The sequence below is a fragment of the Saccharothrix sp. NRRL B-16348 genome (assembly GCF_001280085.1).
Lineage (GTDB): Bacteria > Actinomycetota > Actinomycetes > Mycobacteriales > Pseudonocardiaceae > Actinosynnema.
This window is the reverse complement of sequence record NZ_LGED01000169.1, coordinates 74,593-98,695: the sequence shown is the minus strand read 5'-3', so window position 1 is coordinate 98,695 and position 24,103 is coordinate 74,593. Positions and strand designations below refer to the sequence as shown.

At 73.6% G+C, this 24,103-nt stretch carries 26 protein-coding genes; 16 read left to right on the top strand and 10 right to left on the bottom strand.

What is annotated here, in order from left to right:
- The first annotated feature begins 9 nt into the window (after positions 1 to 9).
- Positions 10 to 966 carry a LuxR C-terminal-related transcriptional regulator gene (locus tag ADK67_RS16595; RefSeq protein ID WP_053717328.1) on the top strand — a complete coding sequence of 319 codons (957 nt, stop codon included), beginning with the start codon at positions 10 to 12 and terminating at the stop codon, positions 964 to 966.
- 4 nt (positions 967 to 970) lie between these two features.
- On the opposite strand, the gene ADK67_RS16590 is transcribed toward ADK67_RS16595, so the two are convergent.
- Entirely contained in the window at positions 971 to 1,180 is a 210-nt protein-coding gene (locus ADK67_RS16590; protein ID WP_053717327.1) for a hypothetical protein, read from the bottom strand.
- Positions 1,181 to 1,450: 270 nt separating this feature from the next.
- On the opposite strand from ADK67_RS16590, the gene ADK67_RS16585 reads away from it, so the two are divergent.
- Positions 1,451 to 1,609, top strand: coding sequence for a hypothetical protein (locus tag ADK67_RS16585; RefSeq protein WP_157620461.1), 159 nt, complete (start codon positions 1,451 to 1,453; stop codon positions 1,607 to 1,609).
- A gap of 47 nt (positions 1,610 to 1,656) precedes the next feature.
- Here the strand turns inward: ADK67_RS16585 and ADK67_RS16580 are convergent, their stop codons facing one another.
- The gene (locus tag ADK67_RS16580) at positions 1,657 to 3,099 is read right to left on the bottom strand and encodes a serine hydrolase domain-containing protein (RefSeq protein WP_053717325.1); all 1,443 of its coding nucleotides are present in this window, start codon (positions 3,097 to 3,099) and stop codon (positions 1,657 to 1,659) included.
- Between the two features lie 84 nt (positions 3,100 to 3,183).
- On the opposite strand from ADK67_RS16580, the gene ADK67_RS16575 reads away from it, so the two are divergent.
- The gene (locus ADK67_RS16575; RefSeq protein WP_053717324.1) at positions 3,184 to 4,299 is read left to right on the top strand and encodes a sensor histidine kinase; all 1,116 of its coding nucleotides are present in this window, start codon (positions 3,184 to 3,186) and stop codon (positions 4,297 to 4,299) included.
- Positions 4,300 to 4,333: 34 nt separating this feature from the next.
- Positions 4,334 to 4,948 carry a response regulator gene (locus tag ADK67_RS16570; RefSeq protein WP_053717350.1) on the top strand — a complete coding sequence of 205 codons (615 nt, stop codon included), beginning with the start codon at positions 4,334 to 4,336 and terminating at the stop codon, positions 4,946 to 4,948.
- A 10-nt stretch (positions 4,949 to 4,958) separates the two neighbouring features.
- On the opposite strand, the gene ADK67_RS16565 is transcribed toward ADK67_RS16570, so the two are convergent.
- Entirely contained in the window at positions 4,959 to 6,122 is a 1,164-nt protein-coding gene (locus ADK67_RS16565) for an MFS transporter (RefSeq protein ID WP_053717323.1), read from the bottom strand.
- 133 nt (positions 6,123 to 6,255) lie between these two features.
- Positions 6,256 to 7,476 carry a YncE family protein gene (locus ADK67_RS16560; RefSeq protein ID WP_442974155.1) on the bottom strand — a complete coding sequence of 407 codons (1,221 nt, stop codon included), beginning with the start codon at positions 7,474 to 7,476 and terminating at the stop codon, positions 6,256 to 6,258.
- 348 nt (positions 7,477 to 7,824) lie between these two features.
- Here ADK67_RS16560 and ADK67_RS16555 point away from each other — a divergent pair, with 348 nt between their 5' ends.
- The 4 genes from ADK67_RS16555 (at position 7,825) to ADK67_RS16540 (ending at position 11,669) form a co-directional block, all read left to right on the top strand.
- Positions 7,825 to 8,937 (top strand): PucR family transcriptional regulator, encoded by a 1,113-nt coding sequence (locus tag ADK67_RS16555; RefSeq protein WP_231648216.1) that lies wholly within the window; start codon positions 7,825 to 7,827, stop codon positions 8,935 to 8,937.
- A gap of 77 nt (positions 8,938 to 9,014) precedes the next feature.
- Positions 9,015 to 9,716: a TetR/AcrR family transcriptional regulator gene (locus ADK67_RS16550; RefSeq protein WP_053717322.1), complete on the top strand. Its 702-nt coding sequence runs from the start codon at positions 9,015 to 9,017 to the stop codon at positions 9,714 to 9,716.
- Between the two features lie 254 nt (positions 9,717 to 9,970).
- A complete protein-coding gene (locus ADK67_RS16545; RefSeq protein WP_053717321.1) occupies positions 9,971 to 10,729 on the top strand; it encodes an SDR family oxidoreductase in 759 nt (252 codons plus the stop codon).
- Positions 10,730 to 10,772: 43 nt separating this feature from the next.
- On the top strand, positions 10,773 to 11,669 hold the full coding sequence (locus ADK67_RS16540; RefSeq protein WP_053717320.1) for an SDR family oxidoreductase: 897 nt from the start codon (positions 10,773 to 10,775) through the stop codon (positions 11,667 to 11,669).
- Between the two features lie 34 nt (positions 11,670 to 11,703).
- Here ADK67_RS16540 and ADK67_RS16535 read toward each other — a convergent pair whose 3' ends face one another.
- Entirely contained in the window at positions 11,704 to 12,573 is an 870-nt protein-coding gene (locus ADK67_RS16535; RefSeq protein ID WP_053717319.1) for an NAD(P)H-binding protein, read from the bottom strand.
- Between the two features lie 92 nt (positions 12,574 to 12,665).
- On the opposite strand from ADK67_RS16535, the gene ADK67_RS16530 reads away from it, so the two are divergent.
- The 4 genes from ADK67_RS16530 to ADK67_RS16515 all read left to right on the top strand — a co-directional run bounded on the left by ADK67_RS16530 (position 12,666) and on the right by ADK67_RS16515 (position 16,597).
- A complete protein-coding gene (locus ADK67_RS16530; RefSeq protein WP_053717318.1) occupies positions 12,666 to 13,499 on the top strand; it encodes a LysR family transcriptional regulator in 834 nt (277 codons plus the stop codon).
- Positions 13,500 to 13,571: 72 nt separating this feature from the next.
- Positions 13,572 to 14,264, top strand: coding sequence for a DJ-1/PfpI family protein (locus ADK67_RS16525; protein ID WP_053717317.1), 693 nt, complete (start codon positions 13,572 to 13,574; stop codon positions 14,262 to 14,264).
- Between the two features lie 93 nt (positions 14,265 to 14,357).
- Positions 14,358 to 15,419: a cysteine synthase family protein gene (locus ADK67_RS16520; protein WP_231648215.1), complete on the top strand. Its 1,062-nt coding sequence runs from the start codon at positions 14,358 to 14,360 to the stop codon at positions 15,417 to 15,419.
- A complete protein-coding gene (locus ADK67_RS16515) occupies positions 15,416 to 16,597 on the top strand; it encodes an ATP-grasp domain-containing protein (RefSeq protein ID WP_053717315.1) in 1,182 nt (393 codons plus the stop codon). The genes ADK67_RS16520 and ADK67_RS16515 overlap by 4 nt, the downstream gene beginning before the upstream one ends.
- 8 nt (positions 16,598 to 16,605) lie before the next feature.
- On the opposite strand, the gene ADK67_RS16510 is transcribed toward ADK67_RS16515, so the two are convergent.
- Entirely contained in the window at positions 16,606 to 17,322 is a 717-nt protein-coding gene (locus ADK67_RS16510; RefSeq protein ID WP_082403523.1) for a zf-HC2 domain-containing protein, read from the bottom strand.
- A 63-nt stretch (positions 17,323 to 17,385) separates the two neighbouring features.
- Here ADK67_RS16510 and sigC point away from each other — a divergent pair, with 63 nt between their 5' ends.
- On the top strand, positions 17,386 to 17,955 hold the full coding sequence (gene sigC, locus ADK67_RS16505) for an RNA polymerase sigma factor SigC (protein WP_442974153.1): 570 nt from the start codon (positions 17,386 to 17,388) through the stop codon (positions 17,953 to 17,955).
- Between the two features lie 6 nt (positions 17,956 to 17,961).
- Positions 17,962 to 19,158: an MFS transporter gene (locus ADK67_RS16500; protein WP_442974152.1), complete on the top strand. Its 1,197-nt coding sequence runs from the start codon at positions 17,962 to 17,964 to the stop codon at positions 19,156 to 19,158.
- Position 19,159: 1 nt separating this feature from the next.
- Here ADK67_RS16500 and ADK67_RS16495 read toward each other — a convergent pair whose 3' ends face one another.
- Together ADK67_RS16495 and ADK67_RS16490 are read right to left on the bottom strand one after the other, a co-directional pair.
- On the bottom strand, positions 19,160 to 20,062 hold the full coding sequence (locus tag ADK67_RS16495; RefSeq protein ID WP_053717313.1) for a serine hydrolase: 903 nt from the start codon (positions 20,060 to 20,062) through the stop codon (positions 19,160 to 19,162).
- 2 nt (positions 20,063 to 20,064) lie between these two features.
- Positions 20,065 to 20,952: a LysR family transcriptional regulator gene (locus ADK67_RS16490; RefSeq protein ID WP_053717312.1), complete on the bottom strand. Its 888-nt coding sequence runs from the start codon at positions 20,950 to 20,952 to the stop codon at positions 20,065 to 20,067.
- Positions 20,953 to 21,035: 83 nt separating this feature from the next.
- Here ADK67_RS16490 and bla point away from each other — a divergent pair, with 83 nt between their 5' ends.
- Together bla and ADK67_RS16480 are read left to right on the top strand one after the other, a co-directional pair.
- On the top strand, positions 21,036 to 21,986 hold the full coding sequence (gene bla / locus ADK67_RS16485) for a class A beta-lactamase (RefSeq protein ID WP_053717345.1): 951 nt from the start codon (positions 21,036 to 21,038) through the stop codon (positions 21,984 to 21,986).
- Positions 21,986 to 22,558, top strand: coding sequence for a D-alanyl-D-alanine carboxypeptidase family protein (locus ADK67_RS16480; RefSeq protein WP_053717311.1), 573 nt, complete (start codon positions 21,986 to 21,988; stop codon positions 22,556 to 22,558). The genes bla and ADK67_RS16480 overlap by 1 nt, the downstream gene beginning before the upstream one ends.
- Before the next feature lie 4 nt (positions 22,559 to 22,562).
- Here ADK67_RS16480 and ADK67_RS16475 read toward each other — a convergent pair whose 3' ends face one another.
- Positions 22,563 to 22,928, bottom strand: coding sequence for a DUF1330 domain-containing protein (locus tag ADK67_RS16475; protein WP_053717344.1), 366 nt, complete (start codon positions 22,926 to 22,928; stop codon positions 22,563 to 22,565).
- Positions 22,929 to 23,005: 77 nt separating this feature from the next.
- Positions 23,006 to 24,052, bottom strand: a complete 1,047-nt coding sequence (locus ADK67_RS16470) for a glucose 1-dehydrogenase (protein ID WP_053717310.1) — start codon at positions 24,050 to 24,052, stop codon at positions 23,006 to 23,008.
- Between the last annotated feature and the right edge of the window lie 51 nt (positions 24,053 to 24,103).

The window sequence follows — 24,103 nt, the reverse complement described above, 5'->3', positions numbered from 1 at the left end:
GGGTGGGACATGCTCGAAGGGCTGCTTTCCATGGGCGCGGGCGCGCTGTACGACTCGTTGGTGCGCGGCGGGCCGATCGCCGTCGACGACCCGCGGGCGGACGGCGCGGACATGGCCGAGCTGTTCGAGAAGGGATTCGTCCGCCGCGACTACCGCGGCGACCCGACCATCGCGCCGGTCGAGCCGGTGCGCGCGGTCGACCACGCCATCCTCGCCGCGCAGCAGCAGGTGCTCGACCAGCAGCGGGCGATCGTGGCGGCACGGCACCAGCTCGACGTGCTGCAGGCCGCCTACCGGATGGCGAACTCCTCCGGCGACACCGCCGACATCGAGATCCTCACCGATCCGCAGCGCATCGGGCAGATCTCGTTCGAGCTGTGCCTGTCCGCGCGGGAGGAGTTCGTGACGTTCTCCACGCGGCACTTCCGCAAGGCGCCGAGCGCGCAGACCGTGATGACGCTGCCCGCCGTGGTGGCCGAGCGCGGCGTCGTGCTGCGCAACGTGTGCGAACGCGCGGTGCTGGAGTTCGAGAGCTCCCGCGACATGGTCGAGGGCAACATCAAGGCGGGCTGGCAGATGCGCGCGGTGCCGGAGCTGCCCATGAAGATGGTGATCGCCGACCGGCACTCGGCGCTGGTGCCGCTGGACCCCACCGGCATGGAGGGCGCGCTGCTGATCCGGACGCCGACGATCATCGCCGCGCTGCGGATGCTGTTCGAGCTGGTGTGGAGCCAGGCGGTGCCGGTGGGCGCGCAGGAGACCGGTTCGCGCAACGGGCTCACCCCGACCCAGGCGAAAGTGCTGGACCTGCTGGCCACGGGCATGACCGACGGCGCCATCGCCCGGCACATGAAGATCAGCGAACGCACGGTCCGCCGGTACGTCTCGGGGCTGTTGGAGGCCCTGCAAGCGGACAACCGGGTGGCCGCGGTGTACGCGGCCACCCGGTTGGGTTGGCTGAACTGACGCTTCACTCGCCCGGGTTGGTCCAGCCGTAGTCGTCGCAGGGCAGTCGCGGGTCCGCGCACGGGTCCGGCGGGTCGGTGGGGTCGGCCGGGTCGGTCGCGACCACCACGGGGGTGTTCGTGGCCGCGGTGCTCACGGCGGCGCCCAGGGTGGCGGCGCCGAGAGTGGCGGCGAAGACCGCGGCGAGTACGGCGCCGATGACGCGCTTGGACATTGTTCCTCCTGGTCGATGCTGGTCCCCCGACCTGCTCGGGCCAAATCCTGACCCGTTCGCGCGGTCCGCGGCAGTGGCGGGTCCGGCCACCGTCCGCAATAGGTCAGCCGGTGTGGCCTGGAGCGGCCGTTGGCCGGAGCCGACCGGTGTGCGGATCGCGGCGCGTCCCTAGCGTCGGGTGCGCAAGTGCTCGACGTCGGGAGGTGATGAGTGGAATGCGAACCGATCGCTGAACCCCCGGTGCCGGACCGGTCTGCGCCGACCCTTCCGGTGCCGACCGGGTGGTGGCCCGAGCCGGACACGATCGGCTGGGTGCGGCGGTCCGCCGATCCGGAGTCCGATCCGGAGTCCGAAGCGGACGATCCGGACGGCCTGGACGACTCCGACGGCCCGGCCGGGGACGACCCGCCGGCCGGCGCGGGCGGCTGACGTGGACCCGGGCGTTCCCGCCGCGGAACGCCCGGGTCCGCACGCCGTCACCCGGCGGATCGCCGACGTCCGACGAGCGCGACGATCCTCGCCGCGAGCACGGCGACGCCGCCCAGCGCCGCCACCACCAGCGCGACCATGAACGTCGGGTACAGGTACGGCACCTGGAGCCACGCCACGTCACGCCCCCGGTACAGGAAACCGACGACGCGGTGGACGGTGACCGCGAGCACGAGCGGCAGCGCCAGTGGGACCAGGCGCGCCACCGCCCACGGGATCGACGGTCGGCGGGCGGCCCACCGTCGCGACCGGACCACACCGCGTCCGGTCAGCGCCAGGACGGCCAGGGCGAGCACGAGCAGCACCGCGTCTACGACGGCGGACGGGTCGTCCACGGGCGGGAGCTGCCTGCCTTCGACCAACGCGACCAGGCGCGCGCCGATCGCCTGGGCGTCGCCGTACTGCATCCCGGTGTTGGCCAGGACGGCGATGCCGTGGCCGGTTCCGGGCAGCAGCGCCTGGTAGGCGGTCGAGGTGAACAGGTCGCCGCCGTGGTCGACCAGCGGCGCGCCGGCGGCCGTGACGCCCACGAACCAGCCGAGGCCGTAGGACCCCGACACGGCGGACGGCGTGTGCGTCGCGGTGATGCTGTCCGGGGTGGCGATCGCCGTGCCGTCGGGTCCGCGCCCGCCGTTGTTCTGCGCGATCAGCCACGCCGCCAGGTCGTGGGCGGAGGTGAGCACGCCGCCGGAGCCGTTGCCGAACGCCGGCGGTTCGGGCAGCGCCACGGCCGTGCCGAGGACCTTGAGGTGTCCCTCGGCGCTCGGTGGCAGGTCACGCGCGGTGTCGGCGGTGCGGCTGTCGGCCATGCCGAGCGGTTCGAACACGTGGCGGCGCAGGTGGTCGGCGAACGACAGGCCGCTGACGACCTCGACCAGCCGTGCGGCGACCTGGAAGTTCGGGTTGTGGTACTCCCACCGCGTGCCGGGTGCGGCGGCGAGCGTGGAGTCGCGCATCGCCGCGACGGCCTCGGCCAGGGTGTGCACCGGTGGGCCGCTGAACGACCGGTGCGTGGTGTCCGACAGGCCCGAGGTCTGGTCGAGCAGCATCCGCACGGTGATGTCGGCCGCACGCGGGTCGGCCATCGTGAACTCGGGCAGGTGCGCGCGCACCGGGTCGTCGAGCCCGATCCGGCCGTCCTCCACGAGCCGCAGCACCGCCAACGCCGTGAACGACTTGCTCACCGACGCGGCGGCCATGGTGGTGTGCTCGGTGACGGCGTCGCCGTCGGGGGTGCGGCCGTACCCGGCGGTGTGCACGACGGTGGTGCCGCGGGTGACGGCCACCGCGACACCCGGCAGCGCGGTCTGCTCCCGGTACTGCCGCACGACCGCGTCGATGGCGGCGGCGTCGACGACGGGTGGCGGCGGGGTGGTGGGGCCGAGGGACACGGCGGAGACGATCAGGGCGGACAGGATCGAGGTGAACACCCCAGCAGTCTCGGAGCGTTCCGGTCCCGTGCCATCAGACCGTGGTCCGAGTTGTCCCGGTCGCCGCCCGGTTACGGTGCCACCATGGTGCGATTCGGCCCGAAGGGGCTGCTGGTGGCGGACGTGGTGGCCGCGGGCGTGGTGCTGGTGTGGGCCGTGCTGCGCGCGCCGGCGGTCGACGTGTTCGCCGTGGTCACGGGCGCGGCGCTGGCGCTTCCGCTCGCCGTCCGCCGGGTCCGGCCCACCGCCGTGCTCGCCACCGTGCTGCCGGTCGGCGCGGCGGCGATCGTCGTCGGCACCGGGAACGAGTCGACGCTGGCGGCCATCGCGCTGGCGCTCTACCCGGTCGTGGTGTCGTCGTCCCGGTCGGGTGCGGTGGGTCTGGGCGCGGCGCTGGCGTGCGTGGGTGCGGCCGGTGTCGCGGTGGCGACCGTGCCGGGTCTGCCGCTCGTCCCGGCGCCGGCGGGCACGGAGTCGTTCGCCACGAACCCCTGGTCCACCTTGCTGTTCAGCGCGGTGGTCCTGACCGGGGCGTGGGCGGTGGCCGCGGCCGTGCGCACGCGCCGGCGGCACAGCGCCGAGCTGGCCGAGTCGCGCACCGCGCGGGCGGTCGCCGAGGAACGGTTGCGCATCGCCCGTGACATCCACGACGTGGTCGGGCACAACCTCAGCCTGATCGCCATGAAGGCCGCGGTCGCCAACCACGTGGCGGGCACGCGCCCCGACGAGCGGGAGGCGGCGCTGCGCGGCATCGAGCAGGTCAGCCGGTCGGCGCTGGCGGACGTCCGGACCGTGCTCGGCGGGCTGCGCGCACCGTCCGCCCCCGCCGGGCTGGACCGGCTGGTCGACGACGCGAGATCGGCCGGCGTCACCGTGACCACCGAGCAGGCCGACCTGTCCGGGGCGCCGGCGGCGGTGCGGATCTCGGCCTACCGCATCGTGCAGGAGGCGTTGACCAACGTGCGGCGTCACGCCCGGCCGCCCCGGTGCCACCTGGTCACGTCCGTCGAGCCCGGCAGGCTCGTCATCTCCGTCGTCGACGAGGGCGCGGCCACGTCCGACGCCGACGGCCACGGGCTGCTCGGCATGCGGGAACGGGTCGCGCTGCACGGCGGCACCCTGCACGCCGGCCCCGCCCCGGACGGCGGGTTCGCGGTCCGCGCCACGCTCCCGTTCGACACCGGGGCCCACCGTGGGTGAGCCGATCCGCGTGCTGCTCGCCGACGACGAGCCGATGTTCCTCGGCACGATCCGGCTGCTGGTGGACGCGGATCCCGGCGTGGAGGTGGTCGCGGAGGCGGGCACCGGCCGGGAGGCGTGCGCCCTGGCCGCCCGGCACCGGCCGGACGTCGCGGTGGTCGACGTCCGGATGCCCGACCTGGACGGCGTCGCCGCCACCCGGCTCATCACCGCGCTGCCGGACCCGCCCAAGGTCCTCATCCTCACCACGTTCGACCTCGACGGCGTCGTGTACGAGACGTTGCGCGCGGGAGCCAGCGGGTTCCTGCTCAAGGACGTCCCGCCGCACCGGCTGCTCGACGCCATCAGGACGGTCGCGGCCGGCGAGGCGCTGCTCGCGCCCACCGTCACCCGCAGGCTCATCGCGGACTTCCTCCGCACCCCCACGCCGCCCCGCGCCCGACGGACGCTCGACCGCGTGACCCCGCGCGAGCGGGAAGTGCTCCACCTGATCACCCGGGGGCTGTCCAACACCGAGATCGAGCAGACCCTGCACCTGAGCCGCCACACGGTCAAGACGCACATCGGGCACCTCATGGCGAAACTGGCCGCCCGGGACCGGGCCCAACTGGTGATCGCGGGCTACGAAGCGGGTCTCGCCGACACCTGAGGAGCACCGGTCACGTCGGCGGCGGGCGTCGACCGGCCGCGACACCGGCGGCGGTCAGGCTCGCGGCGGTCAGCACGAGCACGCCCGCCGCGCCCGTGCCCGCCGCGAGCAGCCCCGCCGCGCTCGGCACGACGACCTGGCCCAGGCGGTTCCCGGTGAGGCGCAACGACATCGCCCGACCGCGCAGCCCCGCCGGCGTCGCCTCCGCCAGCCACGACATCGTCAACGGCTGGCCGACGCCGAGACCGAGGCCCACCACGAGGACCACCAGGCCGAGCAGCCACACCGGCATCGGCACGGCCGCCGCGGCGAGCCCGACCGCGGCCAACGCCACGCTGCCCACCAGCAGCCGACGCCGTCCCAGCCACGCGGCCAGCCTGCCGAGGAACAGGCGTGACGTCATCGACGCCGCCGCGCGCACCGCCAGCAGCACACCGACCACACCGGACGGGATGCCGCGCTCGGCGCCCAGCGCGGGCAGGTACACCAGCGTGATGTCGACCGCCGCGATGACGACGCAGCTGACCGTGAGCGTCCGCACCAGACCGGGTCGCCGCAGCAGGTCGCGCACGCCCTCCGGCGCGCCGTCCACTGTGGCCGCACGACGGACGGCGGGTGCGCGCAACGCCACCGTGACACCGATCAGGACGACGGTGATCGCGAACGCCACCAGGAACACGGTGTCCGTGCGCGGGATCGTCCGATCGCCGCCGAACAGCAGGATCAGTCCCGGTCCGACCGCCTGCCCCAACGACGCCGCGAACGTGTAGTAGCCGAACGCCGCGTCGTAGCGCGAGGTCTCCGTCGTGTTCGCCACCAGCGCCTGCTGCGCCACCACCGAGCACAGGTGACCGGTGCCGAGCAGCACGCTGCCGACCACCAGCCCCGCCACACCGCCGCCGACGAACGCGAACGTCGCGGCGGCGGCGCACATCAGGATCGCGCCGGTCAGCATCACCCGCCGTTCGCCCAGTCGGTCGACCGCCTGGCCGGACGGGATCGCCAGCACCAGCGGCGCGATCGCGAAACCCGCCGAGAGCAGGCCGAGCCACCCCGTCGGCACCCCGAGTTCCAGCGCGCGGTAGGTGGACGTGGGCCGCAGCACGAACGTGACGAGCTGGACCAGCACGGTGTGGGCGAGCAGCACCGCGAGCAGGTTCCCCCTACCGCGCATCGAGATCCGTCACGACCGCCGGCTCGACGTGCTCGACCACCACGACCCCCTCCGTTGTAGCTTATAACCTACAACCTCGGGGTGGACCGACGAAAGCGGTGGCCGGCACTGCCGCCGACCACCGCTGGTCACGTCAGCTCGACGGACCGGTCCAGCCGGCCGGGACGTGGCCGACGCGCACCCGCTGCGGGTGGTCGCCGACCGGCACCGACACCAGCTTGCGCCCGGTGGCGAAGTCGATCGCGGTCACCTGGTCGGCGCCGCTCTCCGAGATCACGCAGCTGCGCCCGTCACCGCTCACGGTCGCCCAGTAGGGCTTGGACGCGGGCACGAGCGCGCTTTCGCGCAACGTCGCCCGGTCGACGACCACCGCGTAGTCGTCCATGGTCCCGGCGACGCAGAGCTTGTCGCCGCCCGGGCTCATCGACATGCCGTGGTGGCGCGAGTCGTTGACCCAGGTCGTGCGGTCCTCGCTGGTGTTCGGGTTCTTGGGCAGTTCCTTGAGGCGCGTGACGCGGTCCGCGGCGACGTCGTACTCCAGGAAACCGTGGAAGAACGACACCTGGAAGTACAGCTTCGACCCGTCGGGCGTGAACGCCACCGGCCGCACGGAGTCGGACAGGTCGGAGCGGCCGAACGCGTCCAGCCGCGACCTCATGTCGATCACCTTGACCTGCTGGAACGTCGTCGCGTCCACCACCGTCACGCGCCGGTCGCCCTTGGTGAAGTCGAACGCCGGGTCGTCCAGCGCCGTGTTGACCTCGCCGATGGACATGTTCCACAGGTACCGGCCGCCGTCGGTGAACACGTTCTCGTGCGGCTTGTCGCCGGTCGCGAACGAGCCGACCTGGCGACCGGTCTCGATGTCGAGCACGTGCACGGTGTTGGACGTCGAGGCGGACACCGCGACCCGGCGCCCGTCAGGCGAGACGGCCATGTGGTCGGAGCGGAAGCCCGAGACCGGGAAGCGCCAGTTGACCCGGCCGGTGGCCAGGTCGATCGACACCACGTCGGCGAAGCTCGGCCGTGAGGCGACCACGGCGCGGCCGTCCGGCGTGGTGTACATGTCGTCGACGAACTGGTCGTGGCCCTCGCCGGGGCCGGACCTGATGCCGAGGAAGAACGCGAGCTTGATCGGGTTGAGGTAGATCTCCCACAGCCGCTCCTGGCGGTCGGGGATGATGTTCACCCGGCCGATCTTCGCGAAGTCGCCGCTGGAGGCGATCACGTCGGCGGTGCCGTCCCAGTTGTTGCCGACGAACATCACCTCGCGCAGCTGCGCGCCCGCAGGTGGTGCGGGGGCGGGTGCTGCGGCGGCCGGTGCGGCGGTCGCGGCCAGCACGCAGGTGGCCAGGAGGCCGAGCAGGCGCGTGCGGGGTACGCGCGTCCGTCCTTTCGACCCTGATTTCTTGTCCACGACAGCTCCAAACCGGATGCGCGAGTTGTCACATCCGTGCAGGGTTTCGATGCGTCCACGCCAATTCCCGAACCCGTGGCCCCCGAGTCCGGCCGGACTGTTACCGTTCAGTAGGCAATAGATACCGGCTCGCGGCGCGCCCGCGGTAGGGGCCGACGCCCAACGAGCCGCGTGCTCGTTATGCCACTGCCACAACGTCGCGGCGGGGAGGGTGGGCCGGTGTCGGCAGCGCACGACCGAGGTCGTCTGCCCGGACAGGTGCTCCTCGGGCAGGTGCTCAGGGGCATGGCGACCGATCGCGGTGTCGTGGAGGAGCTGGTCCGGGCCGCCCGCGGCCAGTCCCCGGAGGTGGCGCGGCTGCCGGAAGCGGAGAACCGCCGGCACGTCGCGGTGCTGCTGGCCACCGGGCTCGACTTCCTCGAGCGGTCCGACGAGCCGGAGGCGCAGGACTTCGAGGCCGCCGAGGCGCTGGGCGCGGACCGCGCGGCGCAGGGCATCTCCATCGACGGCCTGCTGCGCGGCGTCCAGGCGGGCCGCACCAGGGCGATGAACATCGCGATCGCCCGGAGCCGGGCGGCGGGCGTGCCCGACGAAGTGCTCCTGGAAGGGCTCGTCGACCTCGACCGCTACACCGGGGCGTTGGAGCGGCACGTCATCAACGGCTACCACACGGCCGAACTCGAACTGTCCCGCACGAACCGGGACGCGAACACGCACCTGCTGCGACGGCTGCTCGTGGACGGCGACGGCACGCCGCCGGAACCCGCGGAGCTGCGGCGCGCGGGCCTGTCGTCCGACGGGCGGTACCACTGCCTGGTCTCCGACGTGACCCTGCCGGGCGAGGCGCGGGCGTTGGAACAGCGGCTGCTGGGTGGTGGCGGCGTCTACGGGCTGGTGGAGGGGCGGCTGACCGGGTTGTCCGTCCGGCAGCCGACCGACCTCGGGCCGGACGTGCTGCTGGTGGTGGCGCCCGCGACGGGGCTCGCGGTCATGCGCGACGTCCACCCGTTGTGCGTGGCGGCGCTGCGGATCGCCGGTCGGGCGGGGCTGCGCGGCGTGCACGACCTCACCGACCTGGCGGGCGAGGTGGCGCTGGCCGCGCAACCGGTGCTCGCCGACCTGCTGCGCGGCACGCTCGCCTGCCTCGACCACGACGACGACTTCCACCGCGAGCTGGTCTCCACCGCCCTGGTCTACCTCGACCACGGCCAACGCCTCGGCCACGCCGCCGCCGCGCTGCACGTGCACCCCAACACCGTCCGGTACCGGCTCGACCGGCTCGCCGAGATCACCGGCACGCCGTGGGACGACAGCGGCGCGGACGACCCGTCGACCGTCCTGGGCACCCTGCGCCACTGGTGGGCGCTGCGGAGCTGGCTCGACCACGCGTCCCGTTAGCGCCTGTCCGACCTGGCCGTATCGGCGCTAACAAGAAAGTGTTGGCACCGATCCCATAGCATGTTATCGTTGCTAACATGGACAACAGATCAGCGATCCTGGCGGCGGCCACCGAGCTGCTGGAGACCTCGCCGAACGGCGACATCTCCACGCGCGGCGTCGGGGAGAAGGCGGGGGTGCAGCAGCCGGTGATCTACCGGCTCTTCGGCGACAAGGACAGCCTGCTCGCCGCCGTCGTCGATCACGGGTTCGCGGAGTACCTCGAGGCCAAGCGCGCGGCGGTACCGACCGCCGACCCCGTGGCCGACCTCCGGCGCGGCTGGGACGGGCACACCCGGTTCGCCCTCGACCACCCCAACGTGTACCGCCTGATGTACACGCCCCGGCTGACGACCCCGCCGCAAGCGGTCCGCGACGCGCGGGAACTGCTGCGCGGCGTACTCGAACGGGTCGCCCAGGCCGGACGCCTCGCCGTCCAACCGGACCGCGCCGCCGACATCGTGATGGCCGCCAACACCGGCGTCGCCCTGGCCCTGCTCAACCGACCTGAGGCGGACCGCGACCCCGAGCTGTCGGTGCGGGTGAGGGACATCGTGCTGCCCGGCATCCTGACCCCGGAACCCGGCGCGGACCTCACCACCACGCCACCGACCGTGGCCCAAGCCGCGACCACTCTCGGCGCGCTGCTGCGCTCGGACCGGCCGGAGTCGTTCAGCCCGGCGGAGTTCGCGCTCCTCACCGAATGGCTGACCCACCTGGCGACCCGCACCAACCCATAACGCCACCACACCCCCAACTCCCCCACCACACCCACGCGGCCGCCCTCCACCCACACCACATGGCCGCTCGCACGGCCGCGTGCCCACGCCCGACCTCTGGCGATCCCGCACGGCCAAAAACAGCCGCGGCACTCGTTCGAAACCCCGCCGCACCCACCGACGCGCATCCCGACGCACCGGACCCGGAACCATCGCCCCGCGCATCTCGCCCCGCGCGCCGGCCTTCGCACCTCATGCGACTGAAAGGACATCTCATGACCGAGAACACCGCCGCCACTCCCACCACCGCTACCCGGGTGGCTCTCGTCACCGGCGGCAGCGGGGGGATCGGGCGCGCTGTCGCCGAGCGCCTCGTCGCCGACGGCTTCGCCGTGGCCGTGCACTACGCCGGCAACAAGGACCGGGCCGACGCGATCGTCGCCGCCATCACCGCCGACGGCGGGCAGGCGATCGCGGTCGGCGGGGATGTCGCCGACGAGCACGACATGAGCGCCGCGTTCGACGCCGTGGAGGACGCGTTCGGCGGCGTCGACGTGGTCGTGAACACCGCCGGGGTCATGGTCCTGGCGCCGATCGCCGAGCTGGACCTGGACGACCTGGACCGCATGCACCGCACCAACGTCCGCGGCACGTTCGTCGTCTCGCAGCAGGCCGCCCGCCGCGTCCGCCGGGGTGGCGCGATCGTCAACTTCTCCACCTCGGTGACCCGCACCCAACTCCCGACCTACGGCGCGTACGTCGCGAGCAAGGCCGCCGTCGAGGGCATCACCCTGATCCTCGCCCGCGAGCTGCGCGGCAAGGACATCACCGTCAACGCGGTCGCGCCCGGCCCCACCGCGACCCCGTTGTTCCTGCAGGGCAAGGACGACGCCGTCATCGCCAACTTCGCCAAGGCCACCCCGCTCGAACGGCTCGGGCAGCCCGAGGACATCGCCGACGCCGTCTCCTTCCTCGCCGGCCCCGCCCGCTGGATCAACGGCCAGGTGCTCTTCGCCAACGGCGGCCTTGCCTGAGCCGGACACCACCCCCGCCCCATCGACACAGGAAGAACCCACCATGAGCAACGTCATCGTCATCACCGGCGCGTCCAGCGGCTTCGGGGCGCTCACCGCCCGTTCCCTCGCCGACACCGGCAACACCGTCTACGCCGGGATGCGCGAGACCACCGGCCGCAACGCGCCCCAGGTCCGAGCCGCCGCCGACTACGCGCGGCAGCACGGCGTCGACCTGCGCGCGATCGAACTCGACGTGAACTCGCAGGAGTCCGTCGACGCGGCCGTCACCCGGATCGAGGCCGAGCACGGCCGCATCGACGTCCTCGTCCACAACGCGGGCCACATGGTCACCGGGCCGGCCGAGGCGTTCACCCCCGAACAGCTGGCCGAGCTGTACGACGTGAACGTGCTGAGCACCCAGCGGGTCAACCGCGCCGCCCTGCCCGGGATGCGCCGCCGCGGCCAAGGCCTGGTGGTCTGGGTGTCCAGCTCCAGCGTCAAGGGCGGCACGCCGCCCTACCTCGCGCCGTACTTCGCGGCGAAGGCGGGCATGGACTCGCTCGCGGTCAGCTACGCGGGCGAGCTCGCCCGCTGGGGCGTCGAGACGTCGATCGTCGTGCCCGGCTCGTTCACCTCGGGCACCAACCACTTCGCCCACTCCGGCCGCCCCGCCGACACCGCCGTGGAGACCGAGTACGAGACGAGGTACGCCGGGCTGGTGGAGCAGGTCGCCGGCAAGCTCGCCGCCCTCGCGCCCGCAGGCGCCGACGCCTCACTCGTCGCCGACGAGATCGCCCGGATCGTCGCCCTCCCCCGCGGCGAACGCCCCTTCCGGGTGCACATCGACCCGGCGGACGACGGTTCCGAAGAGGTCTCCGACGTCGCCGACCGCGTCCGCCGTGAATTCCTCACCCGCATCGACCTCGGCGACCTGCTCACCGCCCAGCCGGCCGGGTGACCACAAGCTTCGATGAACACTGAAGCTATAGAGCTTAGGGAACCACGGCGGTGGTCGGTCGGGCTTCCAGGACGTCGCGCAGCGGCACGGTCGGCCGCCCGATCAGGCCGGCCAACGCGGGGTCGAACTGCGCGAACTCGCCCTGGCGACTCGCCGCGAACATCCCCAGGAGCAAGTCCGCCACGTGCTCGGGCAGGCCGTGGGCGACGAGCCCGGCGCGGTAGTCGTCGTCCGACACGACGACCCGGCGGATCGACCGGCCCGTCACCTCCGACGCGATCGCCGCGACGTCCCTCAGGTCGAGCGCCGCCGGACCGGTGAGAGGCGGTGTCACGCCGTCGAAGACGTCCTCGGTCAACGCGATCGCCGCCGCCTCGGCCAAGTCGGCGTGGGACGTCCACGACACCGGACCGTCCTCCGGCGCGGCCAGTTCGCCCGTCTCCAGCGCGGCGGCGAGCAGCATGGGCGTCGTCGAAGCGTAGAAGCCGTTGCGCAGCGACGTGAAGGCGACCCCCGAGTCGCGCAACGCCGCCTCCGTGGCGGCGTGGTCGACCATCGGCGCGAACGCGGACAACGGGTTCGAGCCCATGTGGCTGGTGTAGACGACGCGCTCGGCGCCGGCCTTCCCGGCCGCGGCGATCGCCGTCTCGTGCAGGCGCAACGCCGTCTCGCCGTGGGAGTCCACCGACACGACCAGCACCCGTGACGCGTCCTCGAAGGCGTGCGCCAAGCTCGCCCCGTCCGCGAAATCGCCCTGCCTGACCCGGATGCCGCGCTCCGCCAGCGCCCCAGCCTGCTCCGGGTCGCGGACGCACACGCCGATCCGGTCGGGCCCGACCCGGTCCAGGAGCCGTTCCACCACCGCGCGACCGAGCTTTCCGTTGGCACCACTGACAATGATCATGCGTTCACCCTGCCCGCGGCGCCGCCGGGTCGGAAGGATCGGCGAACACCGGGTTGTTACCCTCAGGGACATACCGATCGGAGGTGGTGCGCGTGGAGTCACGCCCCCTGCGTTACTTCGTCGCCGTCGCCGAGGAGCTCAACTTCGCCCGCGCGGCCGAGCGGCTGGGCATCTCGTCCCCTCCCCTGTCCCGCACGATCCGCAAGCTGGAAGCGGAGCTGGGCGTCACGCTGTTCGAGCGGACCACCCACAGCGTCGCGCTGACCCCCGCCGGCGCCGTGCTCCTCGACCAGGCCCGGACCGCCCTGGACGCGCTGCAGGCGGCCGGCAGGCGAGCGCAACGCGCCGCGGAGCCGAAGCTCGTCCTGGCGGTCAAGGCCGACAGCGACGCGGGGCTGCTGGAGACGGTCCTGGCCGGGTACGCGGCCGACCCGGCGGCGTCCCTCCCGATCGCGGTCCGCCTGTGCCGGTGGGGCGAGCAGCCGAAGCTCCTGCGCCAGGGCGAAGCCGACGCCGCCCTGGTCTACGAGCCGTTCGACCGCACGGGTCTCGACGCCGAGACCGTGACCGTCGAGCGGCACGTCGCCGCCGTGCCGACCGGCCATCCTCTCGCGGCACGCGGCCACGCCACCCTCGCCGAACTCGGGCTGCCCATCGACGACGCGACGCGGCTCGACCAGCTCCACCGCTACCTCGACGGGATCGTGGCCCGGCACGACGTCCGCGACCTGCCCCAGCTGCTGAAGCTGGTCGAACTCGGCGAGCTCGTCACCCTGCTGCCCGACTCCGTCATCACCCGCTACCCGCGACCGGGGATCGCGTACCTCGACGTGCCGGACGCGCCGCCCGCGACCCTCTCGATCGCCTGGCCCCAGCAGTCCCGGTCGATGTCCATCGCGGCACTCGTCCGCGCCGCCACGCGGTAACCGCCGAACGCCCGGAACCGAACGGGGGTCTCGACCGACCACTGTGGTGAACCGTGAACTGGGGAGGTCACCGTGGAACGTCGGACGTTCTTGCGCGCGTCGGCACTGTCCGTCGGCACGATGGGAGCAGTGGGAGCCACGTCGGGTGGCGTGGCCACCGCGTCCGCGCCGCTTCGGGTGCAGGTGCTGGTGTTCGACGGGGTGGAGGAGCAGGACTTCGTCGCACCGGTGGAGGTGTTGGGGCTCGCCGGGCGGATGAGCGGCGGGGCGTTGACGACCACCTTGGTCACCCCCCACCGGCCTGGCACGGTCACCTGCACGTACGGCACCAAGGTCCAGGTGGCCGAAGGTTGGGCGCCGGAGAAGGCGGACGTGCTGGTGGTGCCCGGCGGCGGGTACACCGACAAGACCGGGCCGGGGGTCAACCGGCTCGCCGCCGACCAGGGCTTCCTGCGCCGCCTGGCCGCCGCGGACGTGCTGCGGGCCGGCATCTGCACCGGCACGATGGTGTTGTCCGCCGCGGGGTTGACCAAGGGCCGCAACGCCACCACGCACACCGGGGCGAAAGCCGAGCTGGCCGCGCAGGGCGCCACCGTCGTCAACGCCCGCGTGGTGGACGACGGCGACCTGATCACGGGCGGCGGCATCACCTCCGGGCTGGACGTGGCGCTGTGGCTGGTCGAACGGTTCCTGGGCGCGAAGCTCGCCCAGCGCACGGAGACCGTGCTGGAGTACGAACGCCGGGGCACGGTCTGGCGCGCCTGAGCGTCCCGAAGTCTCCGCCGAGCCGATCGCCACGTGCCGACGACCTCTACGCCCGGGAGCCGACTTGGCCACCTACCCGCGTTCGATCGGACGGTGAGGGCAGTGCCCGACCACCTCGGCTCACCGGTGCACGACCACATCACCGACGCGGTGAAGACGCCCTCGCTCGTCCGCTTGTCCCCCAACACCGTGCTGGTCCGGTTCGAGACCCTGAAGGTGTACGCCGCGCTGGGCGCGGTCCGGCACCTCCTCGACACCGGAGTGGTCCACAGAGGACAGACGTTGGTCGACAGCTCCAGCGGCATCTACGCGCTGGCGCTGGCGATGGCCTGCCACCGGCACGGGCTGCGCTGCCACATCGTCGCCTCGACCACCGTCGACGACACGATCCGCGCCCAGCTGGAGATCCTGGGCGTCACCGTGGACCAGATGCCGCCGTCGGACGACCTGCGGCTGGACCAGAACCGCCGGGTGGCACGGGTGCGCGAGCTGCTGGCCCGCGACCCGGACCTGCACTGGATGCGGCAGTACCACGATCCCGTCCACCACCTGGGGTACGCCGAGCTGGCCGACCTCCTGCGGCGCGCGCTGCCCGGCGAGCCGCTCACGGTGGTGGGCAGCGTCGGCACCGGCGCGTCCAGCGGCGGGCTGACCCGGGCGCTGCGGCGGCACGACCCCGGCGCACGGCTGGTCGGCGTGCAGCCGTTCGGCAGCGTCACGTTCGGCAGCGAGCGGTTCACCGATCCCGACGCCATCATCGCGGGCATCGGCAGCGCCATCCCGTTCGGCAACGTCCACCACGAGCTGTACGACCGCGTGCACTGGCTGGACTTCCAGCACGCCATGGCCGCCACCATCGGCTTGATGCGCGACCACGCCGTGTTCGCGGGCCTGTCCACGGGCGCCGCGCACCTCGCCGCCCGCTGGGAAGCCGACCGCGATCCCGGTCGCACGCACGTCGTGATCGGCGCGGACACCGGCCACCGGTACGCGGCCCGCGTGTTCGCCCGCCACCGCGAAGCCTTGGACCCGGCGCTGCTGACGCCGGTGGAGATCGCCTCGCTCGACGACCTGTCGCCACCGTGGGCCGCGATGGACTGGGCGCGCAGGGCGCTCGTGCCCGCGCAGGAACGCCGGAAGGACCCCGTGCCGTGACCATCGTGCTGCTGGAAACCCTCACCTTCGGCCTCGGGCGGCTCGCCGACGCCGCCGAGGACGCGGGCCACGACCTGTGCCTGCTCACCGGCGATCGGTCGATCTACACCCACGAGCTGGCCACTCTCGGCCCGGACCGCGTGCGTGTCATCGACATCGACACCACGGACGTCACGGCGTGCGAGGCGGCCCTGCGCGCGATGCCGGACCTGGCGGGGCTGATCAGCTCCACCGACACGTGGGCCGTGCCCGGCGCGGAACTGGCGCGGCGGCTGGGGCTGCCGGGGCCGTCGGTCGACGCGGTGCGCGTGCTGCGGGACAAGGGCGCGGTCCGGGCGTTGCTGCACGAGCACGGGCTGAGCCGGGGCGGGCCGGTCGACCCCACGACGGCCGACGATTTCCCGTTGGTGGTCAAGGATTCCGCGGGCACGTCGTCGCGCGCGGTGTGGCTGGTCCGCACCCGCACCGAACTGGACGACGCGCTGCGCGAAGCCGAGCGGACCCCGCTGAAGGGCAGGCTGATCGCCGAACCGTACTTCGCCGGGCCGCTCTACAGCGCCGAGACCGTCACGTGGGCCGGCCGCACGCGGCTGCTGGGCGTGCTCAGCCGCCAACTGTCCCCCGAACCCGTGAGGCGGGAGGAAGCCGCCGCGTTCCCGGTCGCGTTCCCCGCCGCCGACCTCGCCGAGCTCGGCCGGTGGATCGCACGGGTGCTGGCCGTCGCCGGGCACGAGCGCGGGTTCGCGCACACCGAGTTCGTGCTGACCGCCGACGGACCCGAGGTGGTCGAGGTCAACGCGCGGATCGGCGGCGCGCTCGTCGGCGAGGCGCTGTGCCGGTCGCTGGACACGAACGTCTACGACGCGATGGTCTCGATGGCGCTGGCGGCGGAACCGGCGTTGCTCACCGCGCCGGTGAAGCCCGGCACCGGGGTGGCGTTCGTGCTGGCCTACCCCGCGCGGGCGGGTGTCCTGAGTGGCTGGTCGGGGCTCGACCGGGTGGCGGGCCTGCCCGGCTCGCCCGAGTGGTACCCGACCGCGAGTCCCGGTGACGTGGTCGAGCACCTGACCGACCAGCGCTCGTGCACCGGGATCGTGCTCGCCGAGGGCCCGACCGCCGAACTCGCCCTGCACCGTGCGCTGGCCGCCGCGGGCGCGATCACGCCGGTCGTGTCGTGACGACCGGATCAGGCGGCACGCCGGTGAGCCGTCGGCCGCAGCCCGCCCCGACCCCGCTTCTCCGCCCGCGTCGGCCGGTGGTCGTCCGACTCGCCCGAACCGTCGTGCTCGTCGTGGTCGTGCTGGGCCGGGGTGCCGGGCGTCGGCAGGTTCCGGTGCGCGCGGTGGACCAGGCACAGCAGCACCAGGCCGGCCAGGAGCGGCACGTGGGTCAGCACGCGTGCCGCCGTCGCCGCGCCGGTGAGCAGGTCGTGCACGGAGAACGCGCCGAGCACGGCGACGAAACCGCCGAGCGTGGGCAACAGCCCGGCGGCGCGGTGCGCGTGCACGGCGGCGACCAGGAGTCCGATGCCCAGCGCCAGGTTCCACGCCGCGCCCTCGTTGAACAGGTGCCCGGTGATGCCGTGCGCGGGCGACGACGTGGCGCCGGCGAGCAGTTGGGCCAACGCCAGCCACAGCTGGACGATCGCGACCGCGGCCAGCGCCAGGCGTGGCGCCAGGGCGATGTGGCGTGGCGGCGCGTCCGCCAGGACGGCGGCGACCAGGTCCGGCGCGGGCTGCGCCGGGCGCACCCGGATCGTCCTGGTCAGCGCCTGCGCCCGGACCAGCCACGTCGAGCAGTCCGGGCACTGCTCGACGTGCGCGTCCACCTCGGCGGCGGGCACCGGCTCGGCTTCGCCGTCGAGGCGCGCCGACAACACTTCACGGCTGGTTCGGCAGTCCACGTCCCAGTAGTCGCTCCATTCGGCGCACGAGTTCCCGACCGTCTGTGGTTACGATTCGGAGTCGTGACCTCCCCCAACGTGACCAACCCCGACGACGAGGTGACGCGCTGGGCGTTGCGGGCCCGTGCCGGCGACCGGGACGCGCTGGAGCGGTTCGTGCGGGCCACGCAGCGGGACGTGTGGCGGTTCATCGCCCACCTCGCCGATGTCGGCGTGGCCGACGACCTCGCCCAGGAGACCTACGCGCGTGCCCTGGTGAGCCTGCGCCGGTTCGCCGGGCGTTCGTCGGCACGCACCTGGCTGCTGTCGATCGCCCGCCGGGTGGTGATCGACCAGGTCCGGATGGCGCGGTCACGGCCGCGGCTGTCGCCCGGCGCGGACTGGGAGCGCGAGGCGGACCGGCGTCCGGTCGAGTCCGGCTTCGAGGACGCCGTCGAGCTGAACATGCTGCTGGACGCGCTGGACCCGGACCGCCGCGAGGCCTTGGTGCTCACCCAGGTGCTGGGACTGTCCTACGCGGAGGCCGCCGAGATCGCGGGCTGCCCGGTCGGCACGATCCGGTCCCGGGTCGCGCGGGCGCGCGACGACCTCCTGCGGGCGACCGGCCGGTCCGGCGCCACCGAGGTCGGCTGACCGTCCGTGCGCGCCGACGTCCGTCCCGGCGGGACGCTGTTGCGCGACGCGGCGTTCGTGCGGTTGTGGATCGGGGCCACCGCGTCCGGGTTGGCGACCTGGGCGCTGCCGTTCGTGCTCGGGTTCGCGGTGCTGGAGCGGTCGATGACCGGGGTCGAGCTGGGGATCGTGCTGGCCGCCCGGACCGCCGGGTTCCTGGTCGCGGTCCCGCTCGCGGGCGTGCTGGCCGATCGGCACCCCCGGCGGCGGGTGGTGGTGTCGGCGGGGCTGGTCGCCGGGCTCGCCTCGCCGTTGATCGCGGTCGGGTTGGGGCGTTCGGTGGTGGTGATGGCCGTGGCGGCGGCCGTGGTCGGCGCGGGGCAGGGCGCGTGCCGCCCGGCTTTCCAGGCGCTCACGGCGGAAGTCGTGGCCGAGGACCGGCGGCGGCAGGCGAACGCGGCGATGACGTTGGCGGTACGCGTCACGACGTTGGTCGCGCCGAGCCTGACGGCGTTGCTGGCGCTGGTGGTCGACACGCCGGCGCTGATCGTCGCGACGGCGGTGCTGTGGCTGAGCGCGGCGCTGATCCCGCCCGCGGGCGGCGTCGTCGTCCCGGTGGCCCGCAAGCGCTTCCTCGCGGAGTTCGTCGACGGTATCCGCGAGGCGCGGCGGCACCCGTGGTTCGTGGCGGGTCTGGGCGCGTTGACCGCGGTGATCGCCACGGGGTACTCCGCGACGGGCGTCGTGCTGCCGTTGGTGAGTCGCGACCGCTACGGCACGGGTGCGGTGCTCGCCGCCGCCATGACCGCGTACACGGTGGGCGCGTTGGCCGGCGCGGTCGTCGCCGCGCGGCGGGGTTCCCGGGCGCAGGGCTGGACCGCGTTGGCGGGGTTGGCGTGCTACGGGTTCGTGCCGCTGAGCCTGCTGCTGCCGGTGCACGCCGTGGTCGTCGTCGCCGCGTACGTGGTGGCGGGTGCGGGGATCGAGCTGTTCAACGTGCCCTGGTTCACCGCCACGCAACGCGAGGTCGAGCCCTCGCTGCTGGCCAGGGTGTCGTCCTTGGACTTCCTGCTGTCCTACGGCCTGGCGCCGGTGGGCCTGGCGCTGATCGCGCCGGCGGTCGACGGGTTCGGCGCGGGCGTCGTCCTCGCGGTGTGCGCGGTGGTCTGCTTCGCCGCGCCGGCCGCCGCCGCGCTCGTGCCGTCCGCGCGCGACTTCCGCTGACTCACCACGCCCGCAGCTCGTCGCGGAGGGTGCGGGCGACGTGCGCCATCAACGCTTCCGCGCCCGGCTGCACCACGGCGGGCACGCGCGACTCGGTGAGCGCGGCGACGGCGAACACCTGGCCGTCGGCGTGCTCGACCACCCCGACCTCGTGCCGGAGGTTGAGCAGCGTGCCGGTCTTGGACGACCACCGCGACGCGTCGGAGCTGAAGTCGGGCGCGAGCCGGTGGCGCAACGCGTTGTCCCCCATCAGTTCCCGGACCCGTTCGGCGACCGCGGGCCGGATCGTCGTCGGCCGCCACACGCCCTGGAGGAGGTCGACGAACGCGCGGGCGGAACCGGCGTTCGCGCGGCTGATGTCCAGCTGCGTCACCGGGTGCCCGCGCCCCTCGGTCGCCGCCGCGATGGCCAGCGAGTGGGCGAGGTGGCCCTCCGCCGGGGTGAACCGCTCGGCGGGCGTGTCGACCAGGTCGCGCATGAGGTGGCGGACGGCGATGCCGTCGTGGCCGAGCCTGCGCAGCTCGGCGGCGACCGCGGCGGGCGGGGTCAGCGCGAACAGGGCGTCGGCGGCGGTGCTGTCGCTGATCGCGACGCTCAGGTAGAGCAGGTCGTCGATGGCGATCGTGGCGGGGTGGCGGAACTTGGGCAGCCCGATCGGTCCCCGTGCGGCCACCCGGGCCGGCGGCACCAGGACCGGGGTGGCGGCGTCCAGCTCGCCCCGGTCGACGCGTTCCAGCGTGGCGACCGCGAGCGGCACCTTCACCAGCGACGCGACCGGGTACTCCACGTCGGCGTCGAGGCCGAGTTCGTCGCCGGTGTCGAGGTCGCGCACCAGGAACGAGCCGCGCAGACCGGCGTCGTCCAGCGCTTCCCGCGCGTCGCGCAGCACCTTGGTCGTCCCCATCGTCACGCCCCTCCGACCGGGCTGCCGAGGCACTGCCCGATCGCGGCGGGCGGCAGGTCGCGGATCCGCTGGACGTCCTCGCGCAGCCCGGCCGTGACGTCGTAGCCGCGGGCCAGGTCCAGCTCGCCGATCGGCCGCCAGTGCAGGCCGAGGTCGTCGGCCTGGCCCGGTGGGCAGAGCAGGAGGTCGGTGGAGCCGAGCACGTCGGCGGTGGCCGCGACCAGCGAGGCCGCCACGACCACTTGGGCCGGTTGCAGGCCCACGGCGTCGCGCAGGCGCGTGAGGCGGTCGCGGACGTGCGGCACGTCGTCCTCCGGCTGGAGCCAGATCCGCCGCCGGCGGGTGGTCCGCTCGGCCCGGCCGGCCCGCAGGGTCTCCACGTAGACCGCCGAGGTGGCGCCCGGGTCGGCGTGACCGGCGAGGCCGAGCGGCACCCGCCAGGCGCCCTCGTCCGGTGGCACGGCGACCAGCGCGGCCCGAACGTCCAGGGTGCGGGCCAGCTCCACGCGTTCGGCCGGGCCGGCCGGTCGCGGGTCCAGGTTGAGGTCGTGGCGGCGGGCGTCGGCGACGAGCCGGGCCAGCGGTCTCGGCGCGCACACCTCCGGCACGGCCAGCCGGAAGGGGCGCAGCTTGGCGCGCTCGGCGTCGTGCTCCATCGCCTCGGCGAGGTCGACGAGCCGCCGCGCCGACGGCAGCATCTCCCGACCGAACGGCGTCAGCGTCACGCTCCGCGACGTGCGGGCGAACAGCCTGGCCCCGAAGTGCTTCTCCAGCGCCGCGACGCGCCTGCTGGCCACGGACTGCGGTATCCGCGCCGCGGCGGCGCCGACCGTGAAGCTGCCGTGCCCGCTCACCGCCACGAACGCCTTGCACGCCTCGACCACGTCCACAGGCCGCGACTATGCCAGATCGGCATCGATGGCCGCGTTCCTGTCTTGGACAGCATCCGCGGTCGGCTGTGAAGCTCGTCGGCGTGACACCGCCGCACCGCACCACCAGCCGCCGCGCGTTCCTGGGTGCGGCCGCGCTGCTCCCGTTGGCCGGCTGCGCACCGGACCCGGCGTCGGCGCCCGCGCCGTCCTCCACGCCGTCCTCCACGCCGGTCGGCACGTCCAGCGCGACGCCCACGCCCGCCACCGTGCCGCACGATCACCTGATCGAGTTGGAGCGCAAGTTCGACGCGCGACTGGGCGTGTACGCCGTCGCCACGGGCACCGGGACGACCCTCGCGTACCGGGCGGACGAGCGGTTCGCGTTCTGCTCGACGTTCAAGGGCCTGGCGGCGGCCGCGGTCCTACACCGCCACCCGCTGTCCCACCTGGACACCGTCGTCACGTACACCGAGCGGGACCTGATGGCGAGTTCCGCCATCACCCGGCAGCACGTGGCCACCGGCATGACCGTCCGCCAGGTCTGCGACGCGGCGGTCCGCCACAGCGACGGCACGGCGGGCAACCTGCTGCTGCGCGACCTCGGCGGCCCGGCCGGGCTGACCGCCTACGTGCGCGGCCTCGGCGACACCGTCACCCGGTCGGACCGGGTCGAGCCGGACCTCACCACCGCCGTCCCCGGCGACCCCCGCGACACGACCTCGCCCCGCGCGATCGGCGTCGACTACCGGGAGATCGTGCTCGGCGACGCCCTCGAACCCGACAAGCGCGCCTTCCTCCGCGACCTGCTCGAACGCAACGCCACCAAGGCAGGAACGCAACGCGTCCGGGCGGGCGTGCCGCAGGGGTGGACCGTGGCCGACAAGACCGGCACCGGCGACTACGGCACGGTCAACGACATCGCCGTGGTGTGGCCGCCGAACGCCGCGCCGCTGCTGATCTCGATCATGTCGAGCAAGGCCGCCGCGGACGACGGGTACGACCAGGCGCTGCTCGCCGAGGCCGCCGCGTACGCCGTGGAGGCGCTGACGTGATGCGGCGCACCCTGATCGGCGTGCTGCTGGCGCTGGCACTGGCCGTGGCCTCGGTGGGCGCGCTGGGCGTGACCGGCCGGGTGGTCCTGGTACACCACCCCGTCACGGGACGGCCGGTGGCGATCGTCGAAGAGGTCCCGGGGCCGGAGACCGGGCAGGTCTGCCCGTTGGACGGGCGTTACGTCGACGAGCTGCCCGACGGCCTGCGGCCGGACGTGCTGGAGGCGTGGCACCGGCTGCGGGCCGCCACCCAAGGCCAAGGGGTGGGGCTGTGCCTCAACGACGGCAAGCGGAGCGTCGGCCAGCAGCGGCGGGAGTTCGAGGACGCCGTGCGGCGGTTCGGCACGGCGGAACTGGCCGCGCGGTATGTCCTGCCGCCGGAGAAGTCGATGCACGTCACCGGGATCGCGGTGGACGTGCAGCCGCTCGAGTCGGCCGCCTGGGTCGAACGGCACGGGCCCGCGCTCGGCTGGTGCCGCCGCTACCTCAACGAGGAGTGGCACTTCGAGTACGACCCGGCGCACGCGAGCACCGGCTGTCCGCCGATGCTGCCCAGCGCGAGCGGCTCCTGAACGCTCAGGCCCACGGGATCGTGGCCTGGAGCACCGCCTCGGTCAGCGCTCGCGTGCGCAGGCGCGTGACCTGCTGGTACTCGGGGTCGGCGACCATGCGGCTGAACGCGGCGCGGTCGGGGTAGCGGACGACCACGACCGCGTCCCAGCTCTGCCCGTCCTCGGCGGCCAGCACGGTGGAGCCCGTGCCGGCGTAGAGGATCTCCGCGCCGTACCGGGGCAGGAACGTCTCGCGCAGGTGCCGCGCGTACTCCTCGTACGACGCCACCCCGCCCTCGGCGAACCGCAGCAGGTTGAGCATGACCACCGGCCCGCCGGGGTCCTCGGCCAGCAGTCGCTTCAGGTCGGCGCCACGCGGGTCAACAGCCATGCCCACAGCATGCGTGCTCGTGATCACGCCCGCATCGGTGGGTCCACCGGCCGTGCCGATCCGGTGCGCGACGGCGTTCAGAGCGCGATGACCACCTTGACGTCGTCGGGCTCGGCGGTGAACGCGTCGGCGAACGCCGCCAGCGGCACGCGGCGGCTGATCAGGCCGTCCAGCCAGTCCAGGTCGGCCTTCGCCAGCGCGTCGGCCGCCTGGCGGTAGTGGCGCAGGTTGGCGTTGACCGAGCCGACCACGACGTCGTTCTCCAGCACCATCACCCGGTTCGCGCCCGCGACGTCCACGGCGACCGCGTGGCCGCCCGACGAGATGCCGGTCAGGCACACCACGCCGTACGACGCGGTGTTGCGCACGGCGGAGACGACCACGCTGCCGACGCCGGTCGCCTCGATCACCACGTCGGGCCGCAGCCGGGCGGCGACCTCCTCGGCGTCGCCGTGGTGGTAGGTCGCGCCGATCCGCCGCACCAGCCGCGGTTTCGGGCCTTCCTCGACCACGTCGAGCACGTGCACGTCCAACCCCTGCTGCACACCGATCATCGCGGCCAGCAGCCCGATCGGCCCGGCGCCCGTCACGAGCGCGCGGTTCGGCTCGTACCACGCCCTCTCCCCCACGCGACGGACCTGCTCCCACGCCTTCGCGACCACCGAAGTGGGCTCCATGAGCACGCCGACGTGCGCCAAGCGCGGGTCCAGCGCGACCGCGTAGTCGGACTCGACGCACCACCGCTCGGCCGCGTACCCGTCCAGCTCCTTGATGCCGCGCTCGGTGTAGTCGCCGTTGCGGCAGTTGTCGAACTCGCCGTGCGCGCACGCGCCGCACGGCGCCGGATCGGGTCGTCGGACGACGCCCACCACCAGGTCACCGGTCGTGAAATCACTCTCCGGAGGCGCGGTCATCACCCGGCCGAGCGATTCGTGGCCGAGCACCAACCGGTCGCGGCCCGGTGGCGCCCAGCCGTACTCGGCGCGGGCGATCTCCTTGTCCGTGCCGCAGACGCCGACGGCCAGCCCTTCGACCAGCAGTTCACCCGGCTTCGGCTCGGGCTCGGGCACCTCGGTGACCTGCAACGAGTTCGCCGTCGTGGGGTCGAGCGTGAGCGCGCGCATGGCCGGGGGCTACCCCTCGGCAGGACCGTCATGCGGGTCTTGGCCGGCCGC

Excerpts from the sequence above, each read along its gene's own strand:
- ADK67_RS16475 (WP_053717344.1), bottom strand. The coding sequence starts at position 22,928 with ATGGCTGTTGACCCGCGTGGCGCCGACCTGAAGCGACTGCTGGCCGAG.
- ADK67_RS16595 (WP_053717328.1), top strand. The coding sequence starts at position 10 with ATGCTCGAAGGGCTGCTTTCCATGGGCGCGGGCGCGCTGTACGACTCG.
- ADK67_RS16575 (WP_053717324.1), top strand. The coding sequence starts at position 3,184 with ATGGTGCGATTCGGCCCGAAGGGGCTGCTGGTGGCGGACGTGGTGGCC.
- ADK67_RS16565 (WP_053717323.1), bottom strand. The coding sequence starts at position 6,122 with ATGCGCGGTAGGGGGAACCTGCTCGCGGTGCTGCTCGCCCACACCGTG.
- ADK67_RS16570 (WP_053717350.1), top strand. The coding sequence starts at position 4,334 with ATGTTCCTCGGCACGATCCGGCTGCTGGTGGACGCGGATCCCGGCGTG.
- ADK67_RS16535 (WP_053717319.1), bottom strand. The coding sequence starts at position 12,573 with ATGATCATTGTCAGTGGTGCCAACGGAAAGCTCGGTCGCGCGGTGGTG.
- ADK67_RS16550 (WP_053717322.1), top strand. The coding sequence starts at position 9,015 with ATGGACAACAGATCAGCGATCCTGGCGGCGGCCACCGAGCTGCTGGAG.
- ADK67_RS16555 (WP_231648216.1), top strand. The coding sequence starts at position 7,825 with ATGGCGACCGATCGCGGTGTCGTGGAGGAGCTGGTCCGGGCCGCCCGC.
- ADK67_RS16480 (WP_053717311.1), top strand. The coding sequence starts at position 21,986 with ATGCGGCGCACCCTGATCGGCGTGCTGCTGGCGCTGGCACTGGCCGTG.
- ADK67_RS16495 (WP_053717313.1), bottom strand. The coding sequence starts at position 20,062 with ATGGGGACGACCAAGGTGCTGCGCGACGCGCGGGAAGCGCTGGACGAC.
- ADK67_RS16470 (WP_053717310.1), bottom strand. The coding sequence starts at position 24,052 with ATGCGCGCGCTCACGCTCGACCCCACGACGGCGAACTCGTTGCAGGTC.
- ADK67_RS16545 (WP_053717321.1), top strand. The coding sequence starts at position 9,971 with ATGACCGAGAACACCGCCGCCACTCCCACCACCGCTACCCGGGTGGCT.
- ADK67_RS16540 (WP_053717320.1), top strand. The coding sequence starts at position 10,773 with ATGAGCAACGTCATCGTCATCACCGGCGCGTCCAGCGGCTTCGGGGCG.
- ADK67_RS16590 (WP_053717327.1), bottom strand. The coding sequence starts at position 1,180 with ATGTCCAAGCGCGTCATCGGCGCCGTACTCGCCGCGGTCTTCGCCGCC.